The sequence below is a fragment of the Pseudomonas sp. GW823-FHT02F05 genome (genome assembly GCF_058797315.1).
In genome coordinates this window covers 266,617-283,893 of sequence record NZ_JBXAJM010000001.1, presented here as the reverse complement: position 1 = coordinate 283,893, position 17,277 = coordinate 266,617, and the positions used below count along the sequence as shown (strand labels likewise).

The following is a 17,277-nucleotide window of genomic DNA, read 5'->3' as shown; positions in this document are numbered from 1 at the left end:
TATGTCGTTTACCCCGAAGCACCTCGAAGTCATCGAGCGCGCCATCGCACGCGGTGAAAAGACCGTGCGCTACAGCGACCGCACGGTGGAGTACCGCTCCATCGACGAACTGCTCAAGGCCCGCGACGAGATTCGCACGTCGCTGATCCAGGCCGCCGGACCCCGCTCTCGCGTGGTTCGGCTTACCCACGGAGGCAAAGGGATCTGATGGCACGACAATTTCCGACGCTCTCGCGTAGTGGATTCTTGCTTCCTTCGAACATCAAGGCCAGCTACGAAGGCGCCGGGGAGGGCCGCCGTTCGGCGAGCTGGGAAGCCAGCGACAACGGCATCAACAGCATCAACACTCCCGCGCTGCGAAACCTGCGCGCCCGTTCGCGGGCGGCGGTGCGCAATGATCCATACGCCTTCAATGTCATCGACAAGCGTGTCAGCAACCTGATCGGCACCGGCATCACACCCCGGCCGACAACCGATGACGCAGCGCTGCGGAAGGTGAAGCAACAGCTGTGGGATGACTGGGTGGACGAAGCGGATGCCGACGAGCTGACAGACTTCTACGGGATGCAAGCGCTGGTCGCTCGCACCGTTGAAACCGCAGGCGAGTGCTTTGTTCGGTTACGTCCTCGCAGCCTGGATGAAGGGTTGGCGGTACCGTTGCAGTTGCAGACCTTGGCCCCGGAATTTGTCCCACACGACAAGTTTGAGACCACAAAAAACGGCAACATCATCCGCGCCGGGATTGAGTTCAACCCGGCCGGCAAGCGCGTGGCCTATTGGATGTATCGCTCGCACCCACGCGATTCTTCATCGTTGAACAGCGGTTACAACCAATTGGTGCGAGTGCCAGCTTCTCAGGTGTTGCACATCTTTGAACCGGTCGAGCCCGGGCAGTTGCGTGGTGTTCCGCGCTTGGCGCCGGTGCTGAAGCGTCTTCGCAGTTTGGACAACTACGACGATGCCGTGTTGTTCCGCCAAGAGGTTGCCAACCTGTTCGCAGGTTTCATCAGCAGGCCGCCGCCCGATGCAGGGCAAACACCCCGTGATCCTGTCACCGGGCAATTATTGGTCACCGACCGCGACGGCTTCACGCCGATGGTCGCGCTGGAGCCCGGCACCATGCAGGAGCTGGCACCTGGTGAGGAGGTCGAGTTCTCCAAGCCACCGGACGCCGGCAACAACTACCCGGATTTCATGCGGCAGCAACTTATGGCAGCGGCGGCAGGTTCGGGCACGCCCTACGAGATCCTCACCGGCGACATGCGGGAGGTTAACGATAGGGCGCTACGGGTTGTACTCAACGAGTTCCGGCGGCGCCTGGAGCAGCTGCAATTTGGCGTTTATGTGCATCAGCTCTGTCGCCCGGTGCGGGCAGCATGGATGGACATGGCGGTGTTGTCTGGCGCCCTTGTGCTGGAGGACTACGCGCAACGGCGTCGCGAATACCTGCGCACGCGTTGGGTACCGCAGGGCTGGGCCTACATTCAGCCGGTGCAGGACGTTCAGGCGCGGCGGATGGAAGTGCAGGCGGGTTTTGCCTCTCGCAGCGAGATGGTGTTGCGCACCGGCTATGACTCGGAAACGGTCGACGCGGAAAACGCCGCCGACCTCGCCAGGGCTACAGACCTCGGCCTCAATTACACGACTCTTGAAGTCATCGAAGTGATCGATGACAAGGAACAACCATGAGTAAAAAAGCGCTACCGCGCATCTATGACAAGGCTGGCAAGCAGGTAAAAGTCACGGATAAAAGTTGGTACACCCTCAGGGCTAGCGGCGAAGCCGAGCAACACACTATCGAAGTGTTCGTATACGGCGAGATCGGTACCTGGGGCGTTACCGCCAATCAGTTCGTACAGGACTTGCGCGCCATGGATAACGGCGTCTCACCTGTAATCGTCGCGTTCAACAGTATTGGTGGTGACCTGTTCGACGGGCTGGCGATCCACAACGCGCTGTCGCGCTTGGGAGAGCGCTGTACCGGTCGTATTGACGCCCTGGCAGCCAGCGCGGCCAGTGTTGCCGTCTGCGGCGCTCACCGGGTGGTGATCGCGGCCAACGCCATGTTGATGATCCACAACCCCTACACCTATGCCGGTGGTGATGCCGAAGATTTCCGTCGGGTCGCTGATGTGCTGGACCAGACCCTGGAAGCGATTATCGCGGCCTACAAGTCAAAGGCGCCGGATATCGACGAGGCCGAGCTGCGGCGTATGGTCAACGCTGAGACTTGGCTCACAGCCAATGAGGCGGTGGCGTTGGGTCTGGCGGATGAGGTGGGTGATGGTCTCAAGGTCAAAGCCTGTCTCGGCCAGGGCAGTGTGCTGCAGCGGTTCCAGCATGCGCCGGCCGAGCTACTCGCGCAGATGGATGAAGAGCCCGAGGTGGATCCGCCAGAGCCTGGTGATCCACCGGAACCGGTGCCCGTGCTGGATGTGGCCATGCTGGCGCTGATGGTCACTCAGGGGTGTGCGGCGGCGGGCATCAGCAACCTGGTGGATCCGCTGCTCGCGACTACCAAGCTGGAAAGCGAAGCGGTGGTCCAGGCTGCGCTGACCAGGGCGAAAGCGCTTCACGGTCTTTGTGTCGCGGCACGACTGCCGGAACTGACCGGTGAGTTCATCTCTGCGGGCTTGGACGAAGCCGCTGTAAGGGCTCGTCTGTTTGACAAGCTGGTGGGCAACGGCGGTGGCTTTGAGATCGACAACAGCCTGCCGCTGGAAAACGACCCAGCACCCACTATCAAGGCCAAACAGGTCGACACCCAATCAATTTGGGCTTCCCGTCAGGCAGCGCAGAACGGCAACTCGAAAGGAGCAAGAACATGAAAACTGAATCGATGCATGCAGGTGAGTTCCTGCTGTCCGAAGGCGCCGGCAATATTTCCCGCGAAGCGATCAACGTCGCGGCAGGTGCAGCCCTGGAGCCAGGCCAGATCCTCGGCTTGGTCACCCTCACTGGCGAGTTTGCCCCGTACCACCCAACCGCCGAGGACGGCACCGAGAACGCCATCGCGATCCTCTATGGGCCGCTGGGTGAATCCGATGTGCCCCGGCGTGGTCGCGCCATCGTACGGCTGGCCGAGGTCAGCGAAGCGCACTTGACCGGACTCGACCCCGCCGCCGAAAAGGCCCTGGCCGCCCATTTCGTGATCGTCCGCTAAGGCGTTCACCTCATATATCCATCCCGCCGAGTGCGGGATTTTTCGTTTCTGGAGAGTGCCCCATGGCCGATATCGCCATTTTTGAAGACGATGCGTTTAGCGTCTCCTCGCTGACCGCTGCAATCAATGAACAGGAATACTTGCCGGGCCGCATCAGCAGCCTTGGCCTTTTCCGCGAAGAGGGCATCAGCACGTTGACCGTGCAGATCGAGAAAGACGGCGACACCCTGGCCCTGGTGCCATCGGGCGAACGCGGCACCTCGGGCCTGGTGGTTGGCGGGACCAAGCGCACGTTGATCCCATTCAACACGGTGCACCTGCCAGAGCGCTTCACCATCAAGGCTGACGAGATCCAGGGCATTCGCGCCTTCGGTACCCGCAGCGAATTGCAGGCCGTGCAGGATGTGGTCAACAAGCGGCTGGCGAAGGCCCGACGACAGCTGGATGCCACCCACGAATTCCAGCGCATGGGCGCGTTGAACGGCCAGGTGCTGGACGCCGATGGCAAGACGGTCCTGTTGGACATTTATAAATCCTTTGGCGTGAATCGTCAGAAGCTTCAGATGGGCTTGAACAGTCCAGACACCGAGCTGCGGGTCAAATGCGGCGAAGCGTTGGACATGCAGGAGGAAGCCCTTGGCAGCGTCACCAGTAGCGGCTCCCGCGCGATGTGTGGCAAGAACTTCTGGAACAAGCTCATCGTGCATAAGTCGGTAAAGGAAACCTACCTCAACACCATGCAGGCCGCGTCCCTGCGTGGCGATGCCCGTGAAGCCTTCGAGTTCGGCGGGATCGTCTGGGAGCGTTATCGCGGCAAGGTGGCCGGTGTTGCGTTCGTCCACGACGACAAGGCCCTGCTGATCCCAGAGGGTGTGCCGGATCTGTATATCTCGTCCTTCGCGCCGGCCGACTACATGGAAACGGTCAACACCCAGGGCATCCCGTACTACAGCAAGATCGAGCCGATGCAGTTTGGCAAGGGCGTGGCCGGTGAAGCCCAGTCCAACCCGCTGCACCTGTGCACGCGGCCTCGGGCGCAGATCCTGCTGGAGATGTGATTGTGGCCTTCCGCGATCTGATCGACGACATCGACGACGTGGTCTTTGAAACCCTGGGCGACAGCGCCATGATCGAAGGTCGCGCTGAACCGATACTGGGGATGTTTTCGGCGCCTTGGAAACAGCCCCAGTTCGGCAAGCTCAATACCGGCTTGCGGGAGCCACGCTTCGAGATCCGCGTCAAGGATTCGGACGGATTGGTGAAGGGCTTACGGGTCAGTGTTGATCTGCCGGCGTTGGATGGCGGCGGTGACTATGACCTGCTGCAGCTTGAGCCTAACGGTAATGGCCTGGTGGCCTTGATTTTGAGGAAGCGACCATGAGTATCGGCAGCTATCCCCAGCAGAGGCGCGACGGTGGGATGATCACTATCCAACCGTCGGCGGTTCATGTTCAGGCTCTGAAAGAGTTCGGCGAGCTGGTGCCGAAGGCAGCGGCGGCGGCCCAGCGGCGTGCAATCAACAAGACAATCCGTTGGCTGCGCACCCACATTGCACGGGCTGTCGGCAAGCAGGAGCGGATCGCCATCGGCGCTGTCCGGCAACGTCTTCGGGCGTATCCGGTGACCGGCGGCGATATGCGCGGCAAGTTGTGGTTCGGCATCAATGCCATTGAAGCTAGCCGCACTGGTCGGGCACGGCAAACCGGCGCCGGTGTTTCGGTTGCCGGTAGGCGTTACAAGGGGGCTTTCTTCAAGAAGGTCTACGGCAGTAACGCGGATATCTGGATTCGCACGTCCAGCAAACACTTCAATACCACCGATTACCCGGATGCCGCTCAGGGTGGCAGACGCTCAGGCTTTGTCGAGGAAAACGACAACCGTTTCCCCCTGGCTAAAGCCAAGGTGTCGTTGGAACAAGTGCGACCGCACTTCGATGCCTGGGTAAAACGTGCCGACGAACGCCTGCTGGAGATCCTCACGCAGGAACTCAACTTTGAACTGCAGAAGTATTTAAAGGGGACGCTGCGTGTCTGACGAAACGTTGAGCCTCGACCAACTTTATCAAGCTATTGAGCAGCACCTGCAGCAGCACCTGCCGGGTGTTCAAAGCGTTGCGGCCTGGCCGAACATTGAGGATCACATTGCCTTGCCGGCGGTGTTCCTGGAGATGTCTGAGATCGAGCCAGGTACTGATCTCGGAACGGGTGAAACCACCCTGGTCTGTAAGTTCGAAGCGCGGATCATTGTTGACCCGATTAGGCCCGATCATCACCGCCAGGTCGTGCAGCTAGCGACCCAACTGATCGTGTTATTGCGGGCGCAGAACTGGGGCCTGGAAGTCGAATGTGCTGAGTTTATCCAAGCGGTACAGGACTGGACCCGCCCTGAGCTGGATGGCTACACCGTCTGGCTTGTGGAGTGGAATCAGACGATTTATCTCGGCACCGAAGAATGGCCTTGGCCGGATGAGCCCCCGGGCACGCTGCTGATCGGTGTCAGCCCGGACATCGGCCCGGGCAGCCGAGATCAGTACGTCGCGCCGGAGCGCTTGGAATGAGTTACACCAGCGGTGAGAGCGACCGCATGATCGCCGCCATGTTGATGGATTGCGTGGTGGCCGCCGTCGATACCACCGCATCACCGCCTGTTGTACGTGTCAGGGCGGGGGAGTGGACCAGTGCGTGGGTACGTTGGCACAGCGTAGCCGCCGGTAAGGCGCGCCACTGGCGAGTGCCCAGCCTGGGCGAGCAGGGCAAGTTGTTCAGTCCCAGCGGCAACCCGGCGATGGGCACGTTTATCCCAGGCTTGTACGGGGATGCAGGCCCGCCGCCGGACAATCGCGATTACGTCGAGGTGTGGCGCTTTGACGATGGCGGCTCGCTGGTCTACGACTGGCAGGCCAGTAGCTACAGCATCACGCTGCCTTCCGGGACCGTCACCATCAAGGTCGGCGACACCGTAGCCACCGTCACTGAAAGCGCCGTCACGGTGGTGGCCGGGGATATCGGACTCACCGGCAATGTGACGATCACCGGGCCACTGACAGTGTCGGGTGATATCAACGGCGCCGGCAAGATCATTGACGCGGGGGGTAATACCGCGAACCACAAACACTGATTCATCGTTTATTTCTGCCCGCCGTGTGCGGGCGTTTTCATTTCTGGAGTGCCCTTATGAATAAGCCAAAGCCGGACGAGCAGCCACCCGTGGGCCAGCCATTGGTGGCGAAGGTAGAGCCGCCACCGAAATCCCCCGATCTGCCTCGGACCTTTCGCGACAAGGTGTTTACCTCGCGAACCTTGATATCGCCTGAAGGCCAGAGCCTCGCCGTCGCCAAAGGACTGGTGATAGCCACCACCCCAGATCAATACCAGTTCCTCCAACGTCACCCTGACCTCGAACCCGTGCCGGAGTAGCCCAGATGATCGGAATGGATCGCCACACTGGGCAGCCCATCTCCGGCATCGAGCATCTGCAGCAGTCGATTGAAGACATTTTGACAACGCCACTGGGCAGCCGCCGGCACCGGCCGGACTACGGCAGCCAGTTGCGGCGTTTTGTCGACCTGCCCGTCACCGAGGGCTGGAAAAGCGCGGTGCAGGCTGAAGTGGCCCGGGCGCTGGGGCGTTGGGAGCCTAGGCTGAGCATTAGCCAGGTTCGAGTGGTGGCCGTATTGGATGGCCGCATCGAGTTTGAACTCAAGGGCCTGTTCAAAGGCGATAACGCGCTAGTGAGGGTCACCGCATGAGCACCGTGGATTTATCAGCGCTGCCGGCGCCGCCTGTGCTGGAGGAACTCGACTTTGAGCAAGCCTACGCTGAGGAGCTGGCCGCGTTTCGTTTGTACATGGGCGATAACTGGACCGCCGAGCTGGAAAGCGATCCGGTGGTCAAACTGTTGGAGCTGGGTGTCTACCGCCGCACTCAGAACCGGGCACGGGTGAACGATGGGGCCAAGGCGCTGCTGTTGGCTTACGCCATTGATGGGGATCTCGATCAACTCGCTGGCAACGTCCGTCTGAAACGCCTGGTGATTCAGGAAGAAAACCTCAACACCGTCCCCCCGACTCCCCGGGTGATGGAATCCAACGATGCCCTGCGCGAGCGGGTGCAGCTGGTGTACGAAGGTCTGACAACGGCCGGCCCGCGTAACAGCTACATCTTGCATGCCCGCAACGCGTCGGCGTTGGTGGCCGATGCCACGGCTGAAAGCCCGTCTCCTGCGGAGGTGGTGGTCACGGTGCTGCACCTGCAGGGCAATGGCGTGGCCGAGCAGCCGCTGCTGGATGTGGTCATGAGATACCTCAGTGATGACGACATTCGGCCTGTTGGGGATCGCCTCACCGTGCAAAGCGCTGAGGTCATTGAATACCGCATTGACGCGGTGCTGCACATGGCCGGAACCGGCTCTGAAAACGAGGCGATCCTGGCAGCGGCTGAGCAACGCTTGGCGGGTTGGGTCAATCCTCGACGGCGGCTGGGCGTTGAAGTGCCACGTTCAGCCATTGATGCGCAGTTGCACATCAGCGGTGTTGGCCGTGTGGACCTGCTCGATTGGCAGGACATCAAGCCTACCAAGTACCAGGCGGCTTACTGCGTTGGCTTTACCGTCAAGCAGGGAGGCACGCCATGAAAAGCCTGCTACCGATTAACAGCACTCAGCTGGAGCGGGCCATTGAAGCGGCCACCGACGAAGTCACCGATGTTCCGTTGCGCAAACTGTATAACCCCGATACCTGCCCGGCGCATTTGCTGCATCAATTGGCCTGGGCTTGGTCGGTCGACCGCTGGGACAACAAGTGGTCGGAAGCTGTCAAGCGCTCGGCCATCCGCTCGGCGTTCTACGTGCATGCCCACAAGGGCACCATCGGCGCGTTACGCCGGGTGGTTGAGCCGCTCGGCTATCTGATCGAAGTGCTGGAATGGTGGCAGACAACGCCCAAGGGTGTGCCGGGTACCTTCGCGTTGAAGGTGGGTGTGCTGGAAACCGGTATCACCGAAGAGATGTATCAGGAACTGACCTGGTTGATTGACGACGCTAAGCCAGTCAGTCGGCACATGACTGGCCTGGCGATCAGCCTGGAAACCACTGGGGGCATAAACATCTTCGCCAGTGCATACGACGGCGATGAGATCGACGTCTATCCGCCCGTGCTGCAGGACATTGAAGTCACTGGCGTTATCGGTGGCGGAGGGCGTGAGCACTCCATTGACGCGCTGGATATTTACCCGCCGTCACCGGGTGTTATCTCGGTTGACTGTGTGATCGGGGTGTCTGCCCGCGAACATTCCATAGACTTTTTGGACGTATACCCATGATTGATGCCAATTCAAAGTTCTACGCCATCCTGACTGCGGTCGGGGAGGCCAAGCAGGTAAAGGCCGATGCCGGTTTGCTGACCTGGAAAATCACCCACATGGCGGTGGGCGATGCCAACGGCACCGACCCACTGCCAGACCGCTTGCAGAAAGTGTTGATCAACGAACGCCGCCGGGCTCCCTTGAACTCCTTGGCCCCCGATCCTGCCAACTCGGCCATCTTGGTTGCTGAGCAGGTTATTCCCGCTGATGAGGGCGGCTTCTGGGTTCGGGAGCTGGGGTTGTTTGATTCGGACGGCGATCTGGTGGCAGTCGCCAACTGCGCGCCAAGCTTCAAACCTAAGCTGTCTCAAGGATCAGGTCGCACGCAAACTCTGCGTATGAACTTTGTGGTCAGCAGCTCAAATAACATTGTGCTGACCATTGACCCGGCAGTGGTTCTGGCAACACGGAAGTATGTCGACGACTCGGTAGCGAGCGCGGTCAACCGGCTGGATACCAAGCAGTCGGTCCTGGTTGCAACAACCACCCCGATGGTGCTGGCTGGCATTCAGGAGATTGATGGCCTGGCAGTGCCAGCGGGATCCCGTGTGCTGGTTAAAGATCAGGATCAGGCGAAGGATAATGGCCTGTACCTGGTGAGCGCTGATAGTTGGATACGCACAGTTGATGCCGACAATAGCGAAAAGGTCTCGCCAGGGCTGCTGGTGACGGTAGAGCGGGGTGCAGTGAATGCTGACACTATTTGGCAGCTTGTTACTGACGCGCCAATCGTACTGGGCTCATCGTCCCTGACATTTCAATGGACAGCAGGGCAGAACGCGCCTACTGCTCCCATCGATGATCGTTCTAAGCGGCTGGCAAATACAGAGTCAGTTCGTCGGCAGATTGAAAGCTCCAACCAGAGTTTTCCAGCGCACGTATACCGCAAGAATCGATTGATCAATGGCAACTTCGATATCTGGCAGCGCGGAACGACAGGCTTGGTTGGCGACCTGTCGGGTTCACCCCAGGCAGTCTATGGCCCTGATCGTTGGGTTGTTTACATGCCAGCAAATTCAGCCGCAACCTGGGAAAGAATCGCCTTTGAACCAGGTGCGGGATTCAACGAAGGGCGTTACGCCTTAAGGGTCTCGCGCTCAGGTAGTAGTGACGGTGTAAACCTCAGTCAGCGCATAGAGGGCGTAGAAACCTTCGCAGGTAAAACCGTCACGGTCTCTTTCTATCTGCGTTCGTCCATAAGTCATAAATGCGGGGTGCTTTTGCGCCAGGCATTTGGTCTGGGTGGATCCGATGGTGGTCCAGCTGCTGGTACAGAGGTGACCCTTACGACAGCGTTCAAGAAGCATGTCGTCACGTTAGACGTGCCGCCCATAACCGGCAAAAAACGGGGCTCGGAGGGCGACTACCTTGAGCTGGTGTTTGGAAGTTTGGGCAAGGGAACGTATACGCTGGATATCGCTTCTGTCCAGCTTGAAGCAGGGTTTGTTGCCACTGACTTTGAATTGAGGCCGTTGGCTGAAGAGCTAATGTTGTGCCAGCGGTACTACGAAAAGACCTTCTCCCAAAATATCGCTCCGAAAAATGGTGTCGATGTTTCTGGCTCGTTAATCTCAATTGTATATGCCGGTCAAAATGGCCCAGGTAGCCAGCCGGTTGGACATTGGGTATTCAGGGTGGAAAAACGTACCACTCCCAGTATCAGGCTTTACAGACCGATGGGTGATGGGCCTGACGGGCAATGGCGCTCGGGTAGCAATAGCATCTCAAGTGCAAATGCACGCGCCTTGATTGTTGGCACGCGTCAAGCGTCAGTTGATAACAGTGATGTCGGCATCACTCCCCAAACCTATTACATTCATGCCACGGCCGATGCCGAGCTTTAGGAGGCTTAATGAGTTACCGGCTCACCGATAATCCCGATACCGTTATTCAGCTATCCGACGGAGCAACTGTTCCGCGTGGGCATCGGTTTTGGGTTGATTATGAAGAGTGGTTGGAGTCTGGCGGAGCGCCTGAACCGGCATTTCTACTTGATCCCGCTATCGCCGAAAGAGTGTGGCGTGACGCTGAGATAGAAGGCGTCAAGTGGCTACGCGAGCGCCACCGTGATGAGGTCGATTCTGCTCGCCCAACCACGCTAACGGTCGAACAGTCGGGGGAGCTGCTGGATTACGTGCAGGCGCTACGTGATTGGCCTCAATCCCCAAAATTTCCGACAGTAAGGCATCGGCCTAAAAAGCCAGACTGGATCGCACTGCAGACTCAATAACGCCCCGCATCGTCGGGGCGTTTTTGTACCCACTGTTTAACCCTCTAAAGCCTCGCACATGCGGGGCTTTGTCATTTCTGGAGAACTCGCACTATGGCCTCTTCCGGTCGTTTTCACGGCGTTACCGTCACCCTGGTGGATACCGGGGCACGGACCATTGCGCTGCCGTCGTCATCCATTATCGGGCTGTGCGACACATTTACTGTGTTACCCACGGCGTCCGCAAAACCCAACGAGCTGACGCTGATCACCAGCGAGCGAGAAGCGGTAGCCGCTTGGGGGGAAGACTCAGCGATCACGCGTGCATGCAAGGCTATTTTCGTCCGTGCGAAAGCCGTGGTTATCGGTTGCGGTGTCGCCAAAGTTGAAGACCCTGCCCAGCAGACCTCCTCAATTATCGGCGGTGTCCTGGCGTCGGGGCAGCGTACCGGCATGCAGGCGTTGCTGGACGGCAAAAGCCGCTTCAACGCACAGCCGCGGCTGCTGATTGCCCCGGGTCACACCTCGACCCAGGCGGTTGCTACTGCGCTGGACGCGTTGGCCGGCAAGCTGCGGGCCATGGCGCTCCTCGACGGGCCGAACACCACTGATGAAGCCGCCATGGCCTACGCCCAGGAGTTCGGCAGCAAGCGCTGTTTCCTGGTCGATCCGGGGGTGCAGCTGTGGGACACGCTGCAGAGCAAAACCGTCAACGCGCCGGCCTCGGCCTTCGCCGCTGGTTTGTTCGCCTGGACGGATGCGGAGTACGGCTTCTGGTCATCGCCGTCGAACAAGGAGTTCGTTGGCATTACCGGCACCTCGCGCCCAGTCGAGTTTCTGGATGGCGACGAAACCTGCCGGGCCAACCTGCTCAACAACGCCAATATCACCACGATCATCCGTGACGGCGGCTACCGCTTGTGGGGCAACCGCACGCTGTCGTCAGACCCCAAGTGGGCGTTTGTCACCCGTGTTCGCACCGTCGATATCGTCATGGACGCGATCCTCGCCGGGCACAAGTGGGCGGTCGACCGTGGCATCACCAAGACCTACATCAAGGACGTGACCGACGGCCTGCAGGCGTTCATGCAGGACCTGAAAAACCAAGGCGCGGTGATCAACTTCGAGGTGTTCGCCGACACCGAGCTGAACACCGTCAGCCAGCTGGAGCAGGGCAAGGTGTACTGGAACATTCGCTTCACCGACGTGCCGCCTGCCGAGAACCCGATTTTCCGGGTCGAGGTCACCAATCAGTGGCTCACCGAAGTCCTGGAAACCGCTGCCTAAGGAGGCCGCTCAATGATTCCTCAAGTGCTTTACAACACCAACCTGTTCGTCGACGGCATCAACTTTACCGGCGACGTGCCCAGTCTGGGCTTGCCCAAATTGGCAGTTAAGACCGACGAATACCGTGGCGGCGGCATGGCTGGCCCCATCGAGATGGATGTCGGCCTGGAGAAGATGGAAGCCACCTTCACCACCAACGGCGTGCGCCGCGAATCCATGAAGTTCTTCGGACTGGCAGATCAAACCGCCTTCAACGGCGTGTATCGCGGATCCTTCAAGGGGCAGAAAGGGCAGACCACAGCTGTGGTGGCGACCTTGCGCGGCATGCTCAAGGAACTGGATCCGGGCGACTGGAAGCCCGGTGACAAGGCCGAGTTCAAATACTCGATTGCGGTCAGCTATTACAAGCTAGAAATCGCTGGCCGCCTCATTTACGAAATCGACATGGTTGCCGCGATCCGCGTGATCGACGGTGTGGATCAACTCGCCTCAATGCGCAGCGACCTGGGCCTCTAAGGAATTAATCGAATGGCTACCCCTGAACTGAAAAAGCTTCCCACCTGGCTGAAGCTGACCGCCGAACACGCAACAATCACCCTGTCCCGGCCTTCCGACGTCAATGGCGTCAAGGTCGATACCTTGACCATTCGCTCACCTACGGTGCGCGAAGTGCGTGCCGCAGATCGTGCCTCGGGCGACGACGAAGAGCAGCGCGAACTGATGCTGTTCGCCGGTCTTTGCGAAGCCGGTCAGCAGGATCTGGAGGGCCTGAAGCTGGTGGACTACCACCGCCTGCAGGCCGGTTATTTTCGCCTGGTGCAGGACGACGGGGTTTAACCCCGCGCTGCTGAAACTGGCGGCCAAGCGCTTGGCGGCGGAAACCGGATTTTCCGCCGCCGAGATCCAGGCCATGCCGTTTGCCGAGATGGTCTGGTGGCTCTCAGATTGAGCCACCCGCCGTAATCACTCGCTACAGGGAGCCACGACATGGCAAACAAACTCGCGCTCGGCCTGGTGATTGGCGGCGCCGTCAGCTCTACGGTTGGCACCGCGTTCAAGGATGTTCAGGGACGAATCAAGCAGCTCGAAGCCCAAGGCACCAAGGCTCGGGTCCTGCAGCGCACGATTGGCGACACTATCCGTCTGCGGGAAGAATGGAAGAAGGCCAACGACAGCGGCGCCGCTGGTGCCAGCACGTTGCTGCGCAAATTGGAATCCAACCTCAGCACCCTGAAGAAGCAGGGTGTCGAGGTACGCAATCTCGCCAAGGCTTACCAGACCATGGAGCAAGTCGCCCGTAAGGCTGATCTGAAAGCCACCGGGTACTCTCAAATCAAGGAGGGCAAAGAGGGGCTTACTGGCACGCTGGGCAGGGCGGCGGCCGCGACTGCGCTAATCGCTATTCCCACCAAGGTTTCGGCCAACTATCAGACGCAAATTCGGCAAATGGCGTTGTGGGCACACACCGCCGGCACGGACGCCGAACAGCAGATGGCCGACAAAATCAGTGAAGTGGCTGCGAAAAAGGGCATGGGCCAGCAGGCTTTGGCCAGGGCGGTCGGTGGCTTGATCGAGAAGGGTATCGACTGGGAGGAGTCGGTGGACTATGCACCGCTGATTGCTGACCTGGTCGACGGGCAAGGCATGGAAGCGGAAACCATCGCCACCTTGTTCAGCGCCTTCAAGGAGGCCGGGGTCAAGAAGGAAGACATGGGCGCTATGCTCGGCCAGGTGGCGGCTGCTGGTGACATTGGCGCCTTCGGTCCCAAGGACATGGCCAAGTACATGCCGGCTCTGCTCGGCACGATTAAACGTTTGGGCATGGAAGGACCGGAGGCCGTGCGTTTCCTCGGTGCGAGTTTGCAGTCGCAGTTCTCGCAAACCCAGGACGCGGCAGCGGCCGCGACCAACATGAATAACCTGCTCAACGCGGTGATCAGCAGCACCAGCCAGGAGCGGTTCGCGAAGCAGGGTTATGACCTGGCGGGCTCGATCTTGGCGGCTACCAAAAGCGGCAAGGCGTCCAACCCCGTCGAAGCCTTCATCATGCTCAGCGAGCAGCTGATCCAAAAACAGGATCCAGCCACGGCCAAGAAGGTCGCGGCGCTCAAAGCCAAAATTAAGGCGTCCAAGGATGGCAGCGCCGAGGAAGAGCAGGCGATGGTCGCGCTGATTCAGGCGGCTGGCTTGGCGAACATCGTCAGTGACCAGAGTGCCAGTGACGGCTTGCTCGCCCAGATCAAGTACGGCAATACGATCAAAGACAACATGACCACCATCAAGGAGACCGATGGTAAGGCCAAGATCGAGGCCGATGCCGCCAAGGCTCGCGAAACGTCCAACTCCAAGTGGAGCGCGGCGACATCGAGCATGGAAGCGACGATGACAAGTCTAGGTGATGCTTTGCGGCCTCTCACCGATTTGGCGGCCGATGGTCTGACCAAGGTTGGTAACAGCATGGCGGGCCTTGCCAATGAGTTCCCGAAAATCGTCAGCGGGACGACAGTGGCTATTGGGGCGATTGGCGCAGCGGTGGCGGCGTTTCAGACATTCAAGATCGGCAAGGGGCTGCTCAACCTAGCCCGTGGTGGTCTGGGTGGAAAAACGGGTGGCGTGCAGAAGGTTTTTGTCACCAATGCGGAGGCAGGAGGCGGTGAGGGGGGCGTCAAGGGTAAGGCCGGTACCGCGTTGTCGGTGGTTGAGAAAGGACTGAAAGCCGTCGCCGCTGTCCGAGGTAAGGAGAGCTTGGAGGAGGGGGCTGATCCGAAGGCCGGTGGGTTCGATCCAGTCGCTACGGGTTTGGATGTCGTATCGATGATTCAGGATGCTGTGGGGGCAGAGGGCGGAGCTGAATCTGCCGGTGGTGGTGATGGCTGGGTTCGACGTGTATTCGTCGTCAACATGGCATCCATGGGCGGTATGGGTGATAGACGTCCGGGACGGCGGCGTAACAGAAACCCGCCTACTTCTCGACCGTCGCGTCGAAGACCAGCGGCCCCGCCACGGCCACCTCGTCCAGCTGGACCGGTGCAGGCGTCTCCAGCAGCACCGCGATCTTCGGTTCCGCCGCGCAGCCCGGTTGTTAGGCCGTTGCCACCGCCGGTTACCGTTCCGTTGCCGGCGTCAAGGCCGCCTGTTCCAGTGCCTCGTCCTCCTGTAGTACCGAGTCCCGGCAGACAGATGTTGACCTCGGTCGCCGGAGGCGTCGGTAAGGTTGGTAAGGCGGTCAAAGCAGTTCCAGGCGCTTCCCTGGTTGAGGCGGGCAGCATGGTGCTAAACACCTACCTTACCGCTGAAACTCAGGACGAAAAGGCGCAAGGCTATGGTGAAGCCGCTGGAACCCTCGCTGGGACTATGGCGGGCGCCGCTGCTGGTGCAGCTATTGGTTCGGTGGTGCCGATCATAGGCACAGCCATCGGCGGCATGGTGGGTGCTTACCTAGGCAGTATGGGAGGGCAGCAACTGGGCGGCTGGGCAGGATTGTCGATGTTTGGCAGTGACAAACCCAAAGAGCCCGCCGCTCCGATTACACCGATGCTGTTGGCACCGCGACCTGGCCCTGCTGTACCCAGTCTGGCGACTATGGCCAACAGCTTTGCCCGGCAACCCGCTGCCATAGTGGTCGAGGCTGCACCTGCTGCACCTGCTGCACCTGCTGTGCCAGATATTGGAACGGCTGTCGCTCCGGTGTCGCCTGTTGCCAGGCCGTTGATCCAGGCGGCTTCTGCGCCGGTAAACCGTATTGTCGACTCTCAAACCCGTCGACAGCCTCTAATCGCGGCGTCAGCACCGAAGTCAGCAGCTCCAATGATGCTGCCAATGGGACCCGCGCTGGGTGACGTGACTCGCTCGTTGGCGGCGCCTGCTGCTACCAAACCTGCGAACCTGGTTATTCAAACGCCTGCTGCACCCAAGCCAGACCCGGCACGGGTCGACCAGAAGTTCAGCTACTCGCTGAGCATGCCGGTCACGGTCGAGGGAGATGCCAAGGATCCGCAGCAGTTTGTTCAGCAGTTGCTGCCTTTGATGCAGCGCGCACTCAGTGACGCCGCGCAGCAGGAAGCCAGGCGCAATCTTTACGACGATGCTCATACATAAGGAGAGACCATGGAGTACCTGGAGCAGATGCAGTCCGGCTTCAAATACTTGGTCAGCGCAGGGGAGGCGGGCCGACGGAGTTTGGAAGGGATGCTTGGGCCGGTAAATGGTGCCATCAGCGAAATCACGGGTGCCGCGGCTGAACTCGAAAACGTGCCGTTCATTCCCGACGGTGTCGGGGAAAAGCTGCAGCGGGTGATGCGGGGCGTTGGCGCGGCCCAGGCCAAGGTCGGCGCCGTGGTGGAAACTTACAGCCGCGCTTCACGTGCGGCGTCGCAGATTGACGAGCGACTGGGTGTTTTGAAGGAACAAGCCGCTAAGGCGGGCGCTGCGATCAATCAGGTGGCGGGCAAGGTCAGTCCGCAACTGGCGAACATTTTTCCGACCGAAGCGCTGGGGCTGTCGCAAACGCCTCTCGCCGAAGCGGTTAAACCGTTTCCACACCTGTTGATCATCCAGCCGCTCAAACCGAACACGCAACCGTATTACTTCAACCTGGATACGGCGGCCTTCGACGAGTTACGCCGGCAGACGGAGTTTCGCTGGGCCTCGCAAGAGCGTCTCAGCCGTCGGCCGGCGCAGCAGGCCATCGGTATGGGCGAGGAGAAAATGACACTCAAAGGCTCAATCTTTCCCGGGTTCAAGGGAGGACTTAAGCAACTGGACACCCTGCGCAGCATCGGTGCCCAGTTGCTGCCACTGACCCTTACCACCGGCTACGGAGAAGTGCTGGGCACCTGGTGCCTGAAGAACCTCGATGAAGAGCAGAGCGCGCTGCTGCAGGGCGGTATCCCGCGCAAACAAGTGTTCACTCTGGAGTTTGTACGTTATGGCGATGACCTGCAGAACGTCTGACGGCGACGTACTGGATACCTTGTGCAATCAGTTTTACGGGCACTTGAACGGTACGGTGGAGGCAGTGCTGGCTAACAACCAAGGGTTGGCCGACCAGCCGCAGCCACTCAAGGCCGGCCTGCTAATTGTCTTCCCTGACCTTCCACCGATTACGGATGAGACGGTGCAGCTATGGGATTGAGGGCTGATTGCCCCAACGATTCGTCGCCGATAGACTCGCCATTTTTGGATTGAGCGCGGGACGCCTTATGGAAAGATCAACAGCGTTAAGGACGGTTAAGCGGGGCATCTGGGCTGAGTTGGGC

General features: G+C 59.9%; 21 protein-coding genes. All 21 read left to right on the top strand.

Going from position 1 to position 17,277, the window contains the following annotated elements:
- Position 1 precedes the first annotated feature (1 nt).
- Entirely contained in the window at positions 2-208 is a 207-nt protein-coding gene (locus AC1RAC_RS01320) for a phage head-tail joining protein (RefSeq protein WP_023658791.1), read from the top strand.
- Entirely contained in the window at positions 208-1,689 is a 1,482-nt protein-coding gene (locus AC1RAC_RS01315; RefSeq protein WP_492616031.1) for a phage portal protein, read from the top strand. Before AC1RAC_RS01320 ends, AC1RAC_RS01315 begins: the two co-directional genes overlap by 1 nt.
- Positions 1,686-2,828 carry a head maturation protease, ClpP-related gene (locus AC1RAC_RS01310; RefSeq protein WP_492616030.1) on the top strand — a complete coding sequence of 381 codons (1,143 nt, stop codon included), beginning with the start codon at positions 1,686-1,688 and terminating at the stop codon, positions 2,826-2,828. The genes AC1RAC_RS01315 and AC1RAC_RS01310 overlap by 4 nt, the downstream gene beginning before the upstream one ends.
- A complete protein-coding gene (locus AC1RAC_RS01305) occupies positions 2,825-3,163 on the top strand; it encodes a head decoration protein (RefSeq protein WP_072446470.1) in 339 nt (112 codons plus the stop codon). Before AC1RAC_RS01310 ends, AC1RAC_RS01305 begins: the two co-directional genes overlap by 4 nt.
- A 62-nt stretch (positions 3,164-3,225) precedes the next feature.
- Positions 3,226-4,221, top strand: coding sequence for a major capsid protein (locus AC1RAC_RS01300; RefSeq protein ID WP_056845396.1), 996 nt, complete (start codon positions 3,226-3,228; stop codon positions 4,219-4,221).
- A gap of 2 nt (positions 4,222-4,223) precedes the next feature.
- The gene (locus AC1RAC_RS01295; RefSeq protein WP_309254919.1) at positions 4,224-4,544 is read left to right on the top strand and encodes a head-tail joining protein; all 321 of its coding nucleotides are present in this window, start codon (positions 4,224-4,226) and stop codon (positions 4,542-4,544) included.
- Positions 4,541-5,197 (top strand): phage tail protein, encoded by a 657-nt coding sequence (locus tag AC1RAC_RS01290; protein WP_072446473.1) that lies wholly within the window; start codon positions 4,541-4,543, stop codon positions 5,195-5,197. Before AC1RAC_RS01295 ends, AC1RAC_RS01290 begins: the two co-directional genes overlap by 4 nt.
- Positions 5,190-5,720: a hypothetical protein gene (locus tag AC1RAC_RS01285; RefSeq protein ID WP_169907955.1), complete on the top strand. Its 531-nt coding sequence runs from the start codon at positions 5,190-5,192 to the stop codon at positions 5,718-5,720. The genes AC1RAC_RS01290 and AC1RAC_RS01285 overlap by 8 nt, the downstream gene beginning before the upstream one ends.
- Entirely contained in the window at positions 5,717-6,280 is a 564-nt protein-coding gene (locus AC1RAC_RS01280; protein WP_492616029.1) for a phage baseplate assembly protein V, read from the top strand. The genes AC1RAC_RS01285 and AC1RAC_RS01280 overlap by 4 nt, the downstream gene beginning before the upstream one ends.
- Before the next feature lie 56 nt (positions 6,281-6,336).
- Positions 6,337-6,579 (top strand): hypothetical protein, encoded by a 243-nt coding sequence (locus tag AC1RAC_RS01275; protein ID WP_492616028.1) that lies wholly within the window; start codon positions 6,337-6,339, stop codon positions 6,577-6,579.
- Between the two features lie 5 nt (positions 6,580-6,584).
- Positions 6,585-6,911 carry a GPW/gp25 family protein gene (locus AC1RAC_RS01270; RefSeq protein ID WP_492616027.1) on the top strand — a complete coding sequence of 109 codons (327 nt, stop codon included), beginning with the start codon at positions 6,585-6,587 and terminating at the stop codon, positions 6,909-6,911.
- The gene (locus AC1RAC_RS01265) at positions 6,908-7,795 is read left to right on the top strand and encodes a baseplate assembly protein (protein WP_492616026.1); all 888 of its coding nucleotides are present in this window, start codon (positions 6,908-6,910) and stop codon (positions 7,793-7,795) included. The genes AC1RAC_RS01270 and AC1RAC_RS01265 overlap by 4 nt, the downstream gene beginning before the upstream one ends.
- A complete protein-coding gene (locus AC1RAC_RS01260; RefSeq protein WP_072446483.1) occupies positions 7,792-8,481 on the top strand; it encodes a phage tail protein I in 690 nt (229 codons plus the stop codon). Before AC1RAC_RS01265 ends, AC1RAC_RS01260 begins: the two co-directional genes overlap by 4 nt.
- On the top strand, positions 8,478-10,367 hold the full coding sequence (locus AC1RAC_RS01255) for a phage tail protein (protein WP_072446485.1): 1,890 nt from the start codon (positions 8,478-8,480) through the stop codon (positions 10,365-10,367). The genes AC1RAC_RS01260 and AC1RAC_RS01255 overlap by 4 nt, the downstream gene beginning before the upstream one ends.
- An 8-nt stretch (positions 10,368-10,375) precedes the next feature.
- Complete coding sequence (locus AC1RAC_RS01250; RefSeq protein ID WP_072446487.1) at positions 10,376-10,753, top strand: phage tail assembly chaperone; 378 nt, start codon at positions 10,376-10,378, stop codon at positions 10,751-10,753.
- 93 nt (positions 10,754-10,846) lie between these two features.
- Positions 10,847-12,019 (top strand): phage tail sheath subtilisin-like domain-containing protein, encoded by a 1,173-nt coding sequence (locus AC1RAC_RS01245; RefSeq protein ID WP_072446498.1) that lies wholly within the window; start codon positions 10,847-10,849, stop codon positions 12,017-12,019.
- A gap of 12 nt (positions 12,020-12,031) precedes the next feature.
- Positions 12,032-12,535, top strand: a complete 504-nt coding sequence (locus AC1RAC_RS01240) for a phage major tail tube protein (RefSeq protein WP_072446500.1) — start codon at positions 12,032-12,034, stop codon at positions 12,533-12,535.
- 12 nt (positions 12,536-12,547) lie between these two features.
- A complete protein-coding gene (locus tag AC1RAC_RS01235; RefSeq protein WP_072446502.1) occupies positions 12,548-12,856 on the top strand; it encodes a phage tail assembly protein in 309 nt (102 codons plus the stop codon).
- Between the two features lie 150 nt (positions 12,857-13,006).
- Complete coding sequence (locus AC1RAC_RS01230) at positions 13,007-16,117, top strand: phage tail tape measure protein (RefSeq protein WP_492616025.1); 3,111 nt, start codon at positions 13,007-13,009, stop codon at positions 16,115-16,117.
- Positions 16,118-16,126: 9 nt separating this feature from the next.
- On the top strand, positions 16,127-16,972 hold the full coding sequence (locus tag AC1RAC_RS01225; RefSeq protein ID WP_072446504.1) for a phage tail protein: 846 nt from the start codon (positions 16,127-16,129) through the stop codon (positions 16,970-16,972).
- Positions 16,947-17,153 carry a tail protein X gene (locus tag AC1RAC_RS01220; RefSeq protein ID WP_072446505.1) on the top strand — a complete coding sequence of 69 codons (207 nt, stop codon included), beginning with the start codon at positions 16,947-16,949 and terminating at the stop codon, positions 17,151-17,153. Before AC1RAC_RS01225 ends, AC1RAC_RS01220 begins: the two co-directional genes overlap by 26 nt.
- Positions 17,154-17,277: the final 124 nt, after the last annotated feature.

Coding starts and splice junctions, on each gene's coding strand:
- AC1RAC_RS01320 (WP_023658791.1), top strand. CDS start 2: ATGTCGTTTACCCCGAAGCACCTCGAAGTCATCGAGCGCGCCATCGCA.
- AC1RAC_RS01315 (WP_492616031.1), top strand. CDS start 208: ATGGCACGACAATTTCCGACGCTCTCGCGTAGTGGATTCTTGCTTCCT.
- AC1RAC_RS01310 (WP_492616030.1), top strand. CDS start 1,686: ATGAGTAAAAAAGCGCTACCGCGCATCTATGACAAGGCTGGCAAGCAG.
- AC1RAC_RS01305 (WP_072446470.1), top strand. CDS start 2,825: ATGAAAACTGAATCGATGCATGCAGGTGAGTTCCTGCTGTCCGAAGGC.
- AC1RAC_RS01300 (WP_056845396.1), top strand. CDS start 3,226: ATGGCCGATATCGCCATTTTTGAAGACGATGCGTTTAGCGTCTCCTCG.
- AC1RAC_RS01290 (WP_072446473.1), top strand. CDS start 4,541: ATGAGTATCGGCAGCTATCCCCAGCAGAGGCGCGACGGTGGGATGATC.
- AC1RAC_RS01280 (WP_492616029.1), top strand. CDS start 5,717: ATGAGTTACACCAGCGGTGAGAGCGACCGCATGATCGCCGCCATGTTG.
- AC1RAC_RS01275 (WP_492616028.1), top strand. CDS start 6,337: ATGAATAAGCCAAAGCCGGACGAGCAGCCACCCGTGGGCCAGCCATTG.
- AC1RAC_RS01270 (WP_492616027.1), top strand. CDS start 6,585: ATGATCGGAATGGATCGCCACACTGGGCAGCCCATCTCCGGCATCGAG.
- AC1RAC_RS01265 (WP_492616026.1), top strand. CDS start 6,908: ATGAGCACCGTGGATTTATCAGCGCTGCCGGCGCCGCCTGTGCTGGAG.
- AC1RAC_RS01260 (WP_072446483.1), top strand. CDS start 7,792: ATGAAAAGCCTGCTACCGATTAACAGCACTCAGCTGGAGCGGGCCATT.
- AC1RAC_RS01255 (WP_072446485.1), top strand. CDS start 8,478: ATGATTGATGCCAATTCAAAGTTCTACGCCATCCTGACTGCGGTCGGG.
- AC1RAC_RS01250 (WP_072446487.1), top strand. CDS start 10,376: ATGAGTTACCGGCTCACCGATAATCCCGATACCGTTATTCAGCTATCC.
- AC1RAC_RS01245 (WP_072446498.1), top strand. CDS start 10,847: ATGGCCTCTTCCGGTCGTTTTCACGGCGTTACCGTCACCCTGGTGGAT.
- AC1RAC_RS01240 (WP_072446500.1), top strand. CDS start 12,032: ATGATTCCTCAAGTGCTTTACAACACCAACCTGTTCGTCGACGGCATC.
- AC1RAC_RS01235 (WP_072446502.1), top strand. CDS start 12,548: ATGGCTACCCCTGAACTGAAAAAGCTTCCCACCTGGCTGAAGCTGACC.
- AC1RAC_RS01230 (WP_492616025.1), top strand. CDS start 13,007: ATGGCAAACAAACTCGCGCTCGGCCTGGTGATTGGCGGCGCCGTCAGC.
- AC1RAC_RS01225 (WP_072446504.1), top strand. CDS start 16,127: ATGGAGTACCTGGAGCAGATGCAGTCCGGCTTCAAATACTTGGTCAGC.
- AC1RAC_RS01220 (WP_072446505.1), top strand. CDS start 16,947: ATGGCGATGACCTGCAGAACGTCTGACGGCGACGTACTGGATACCTTG.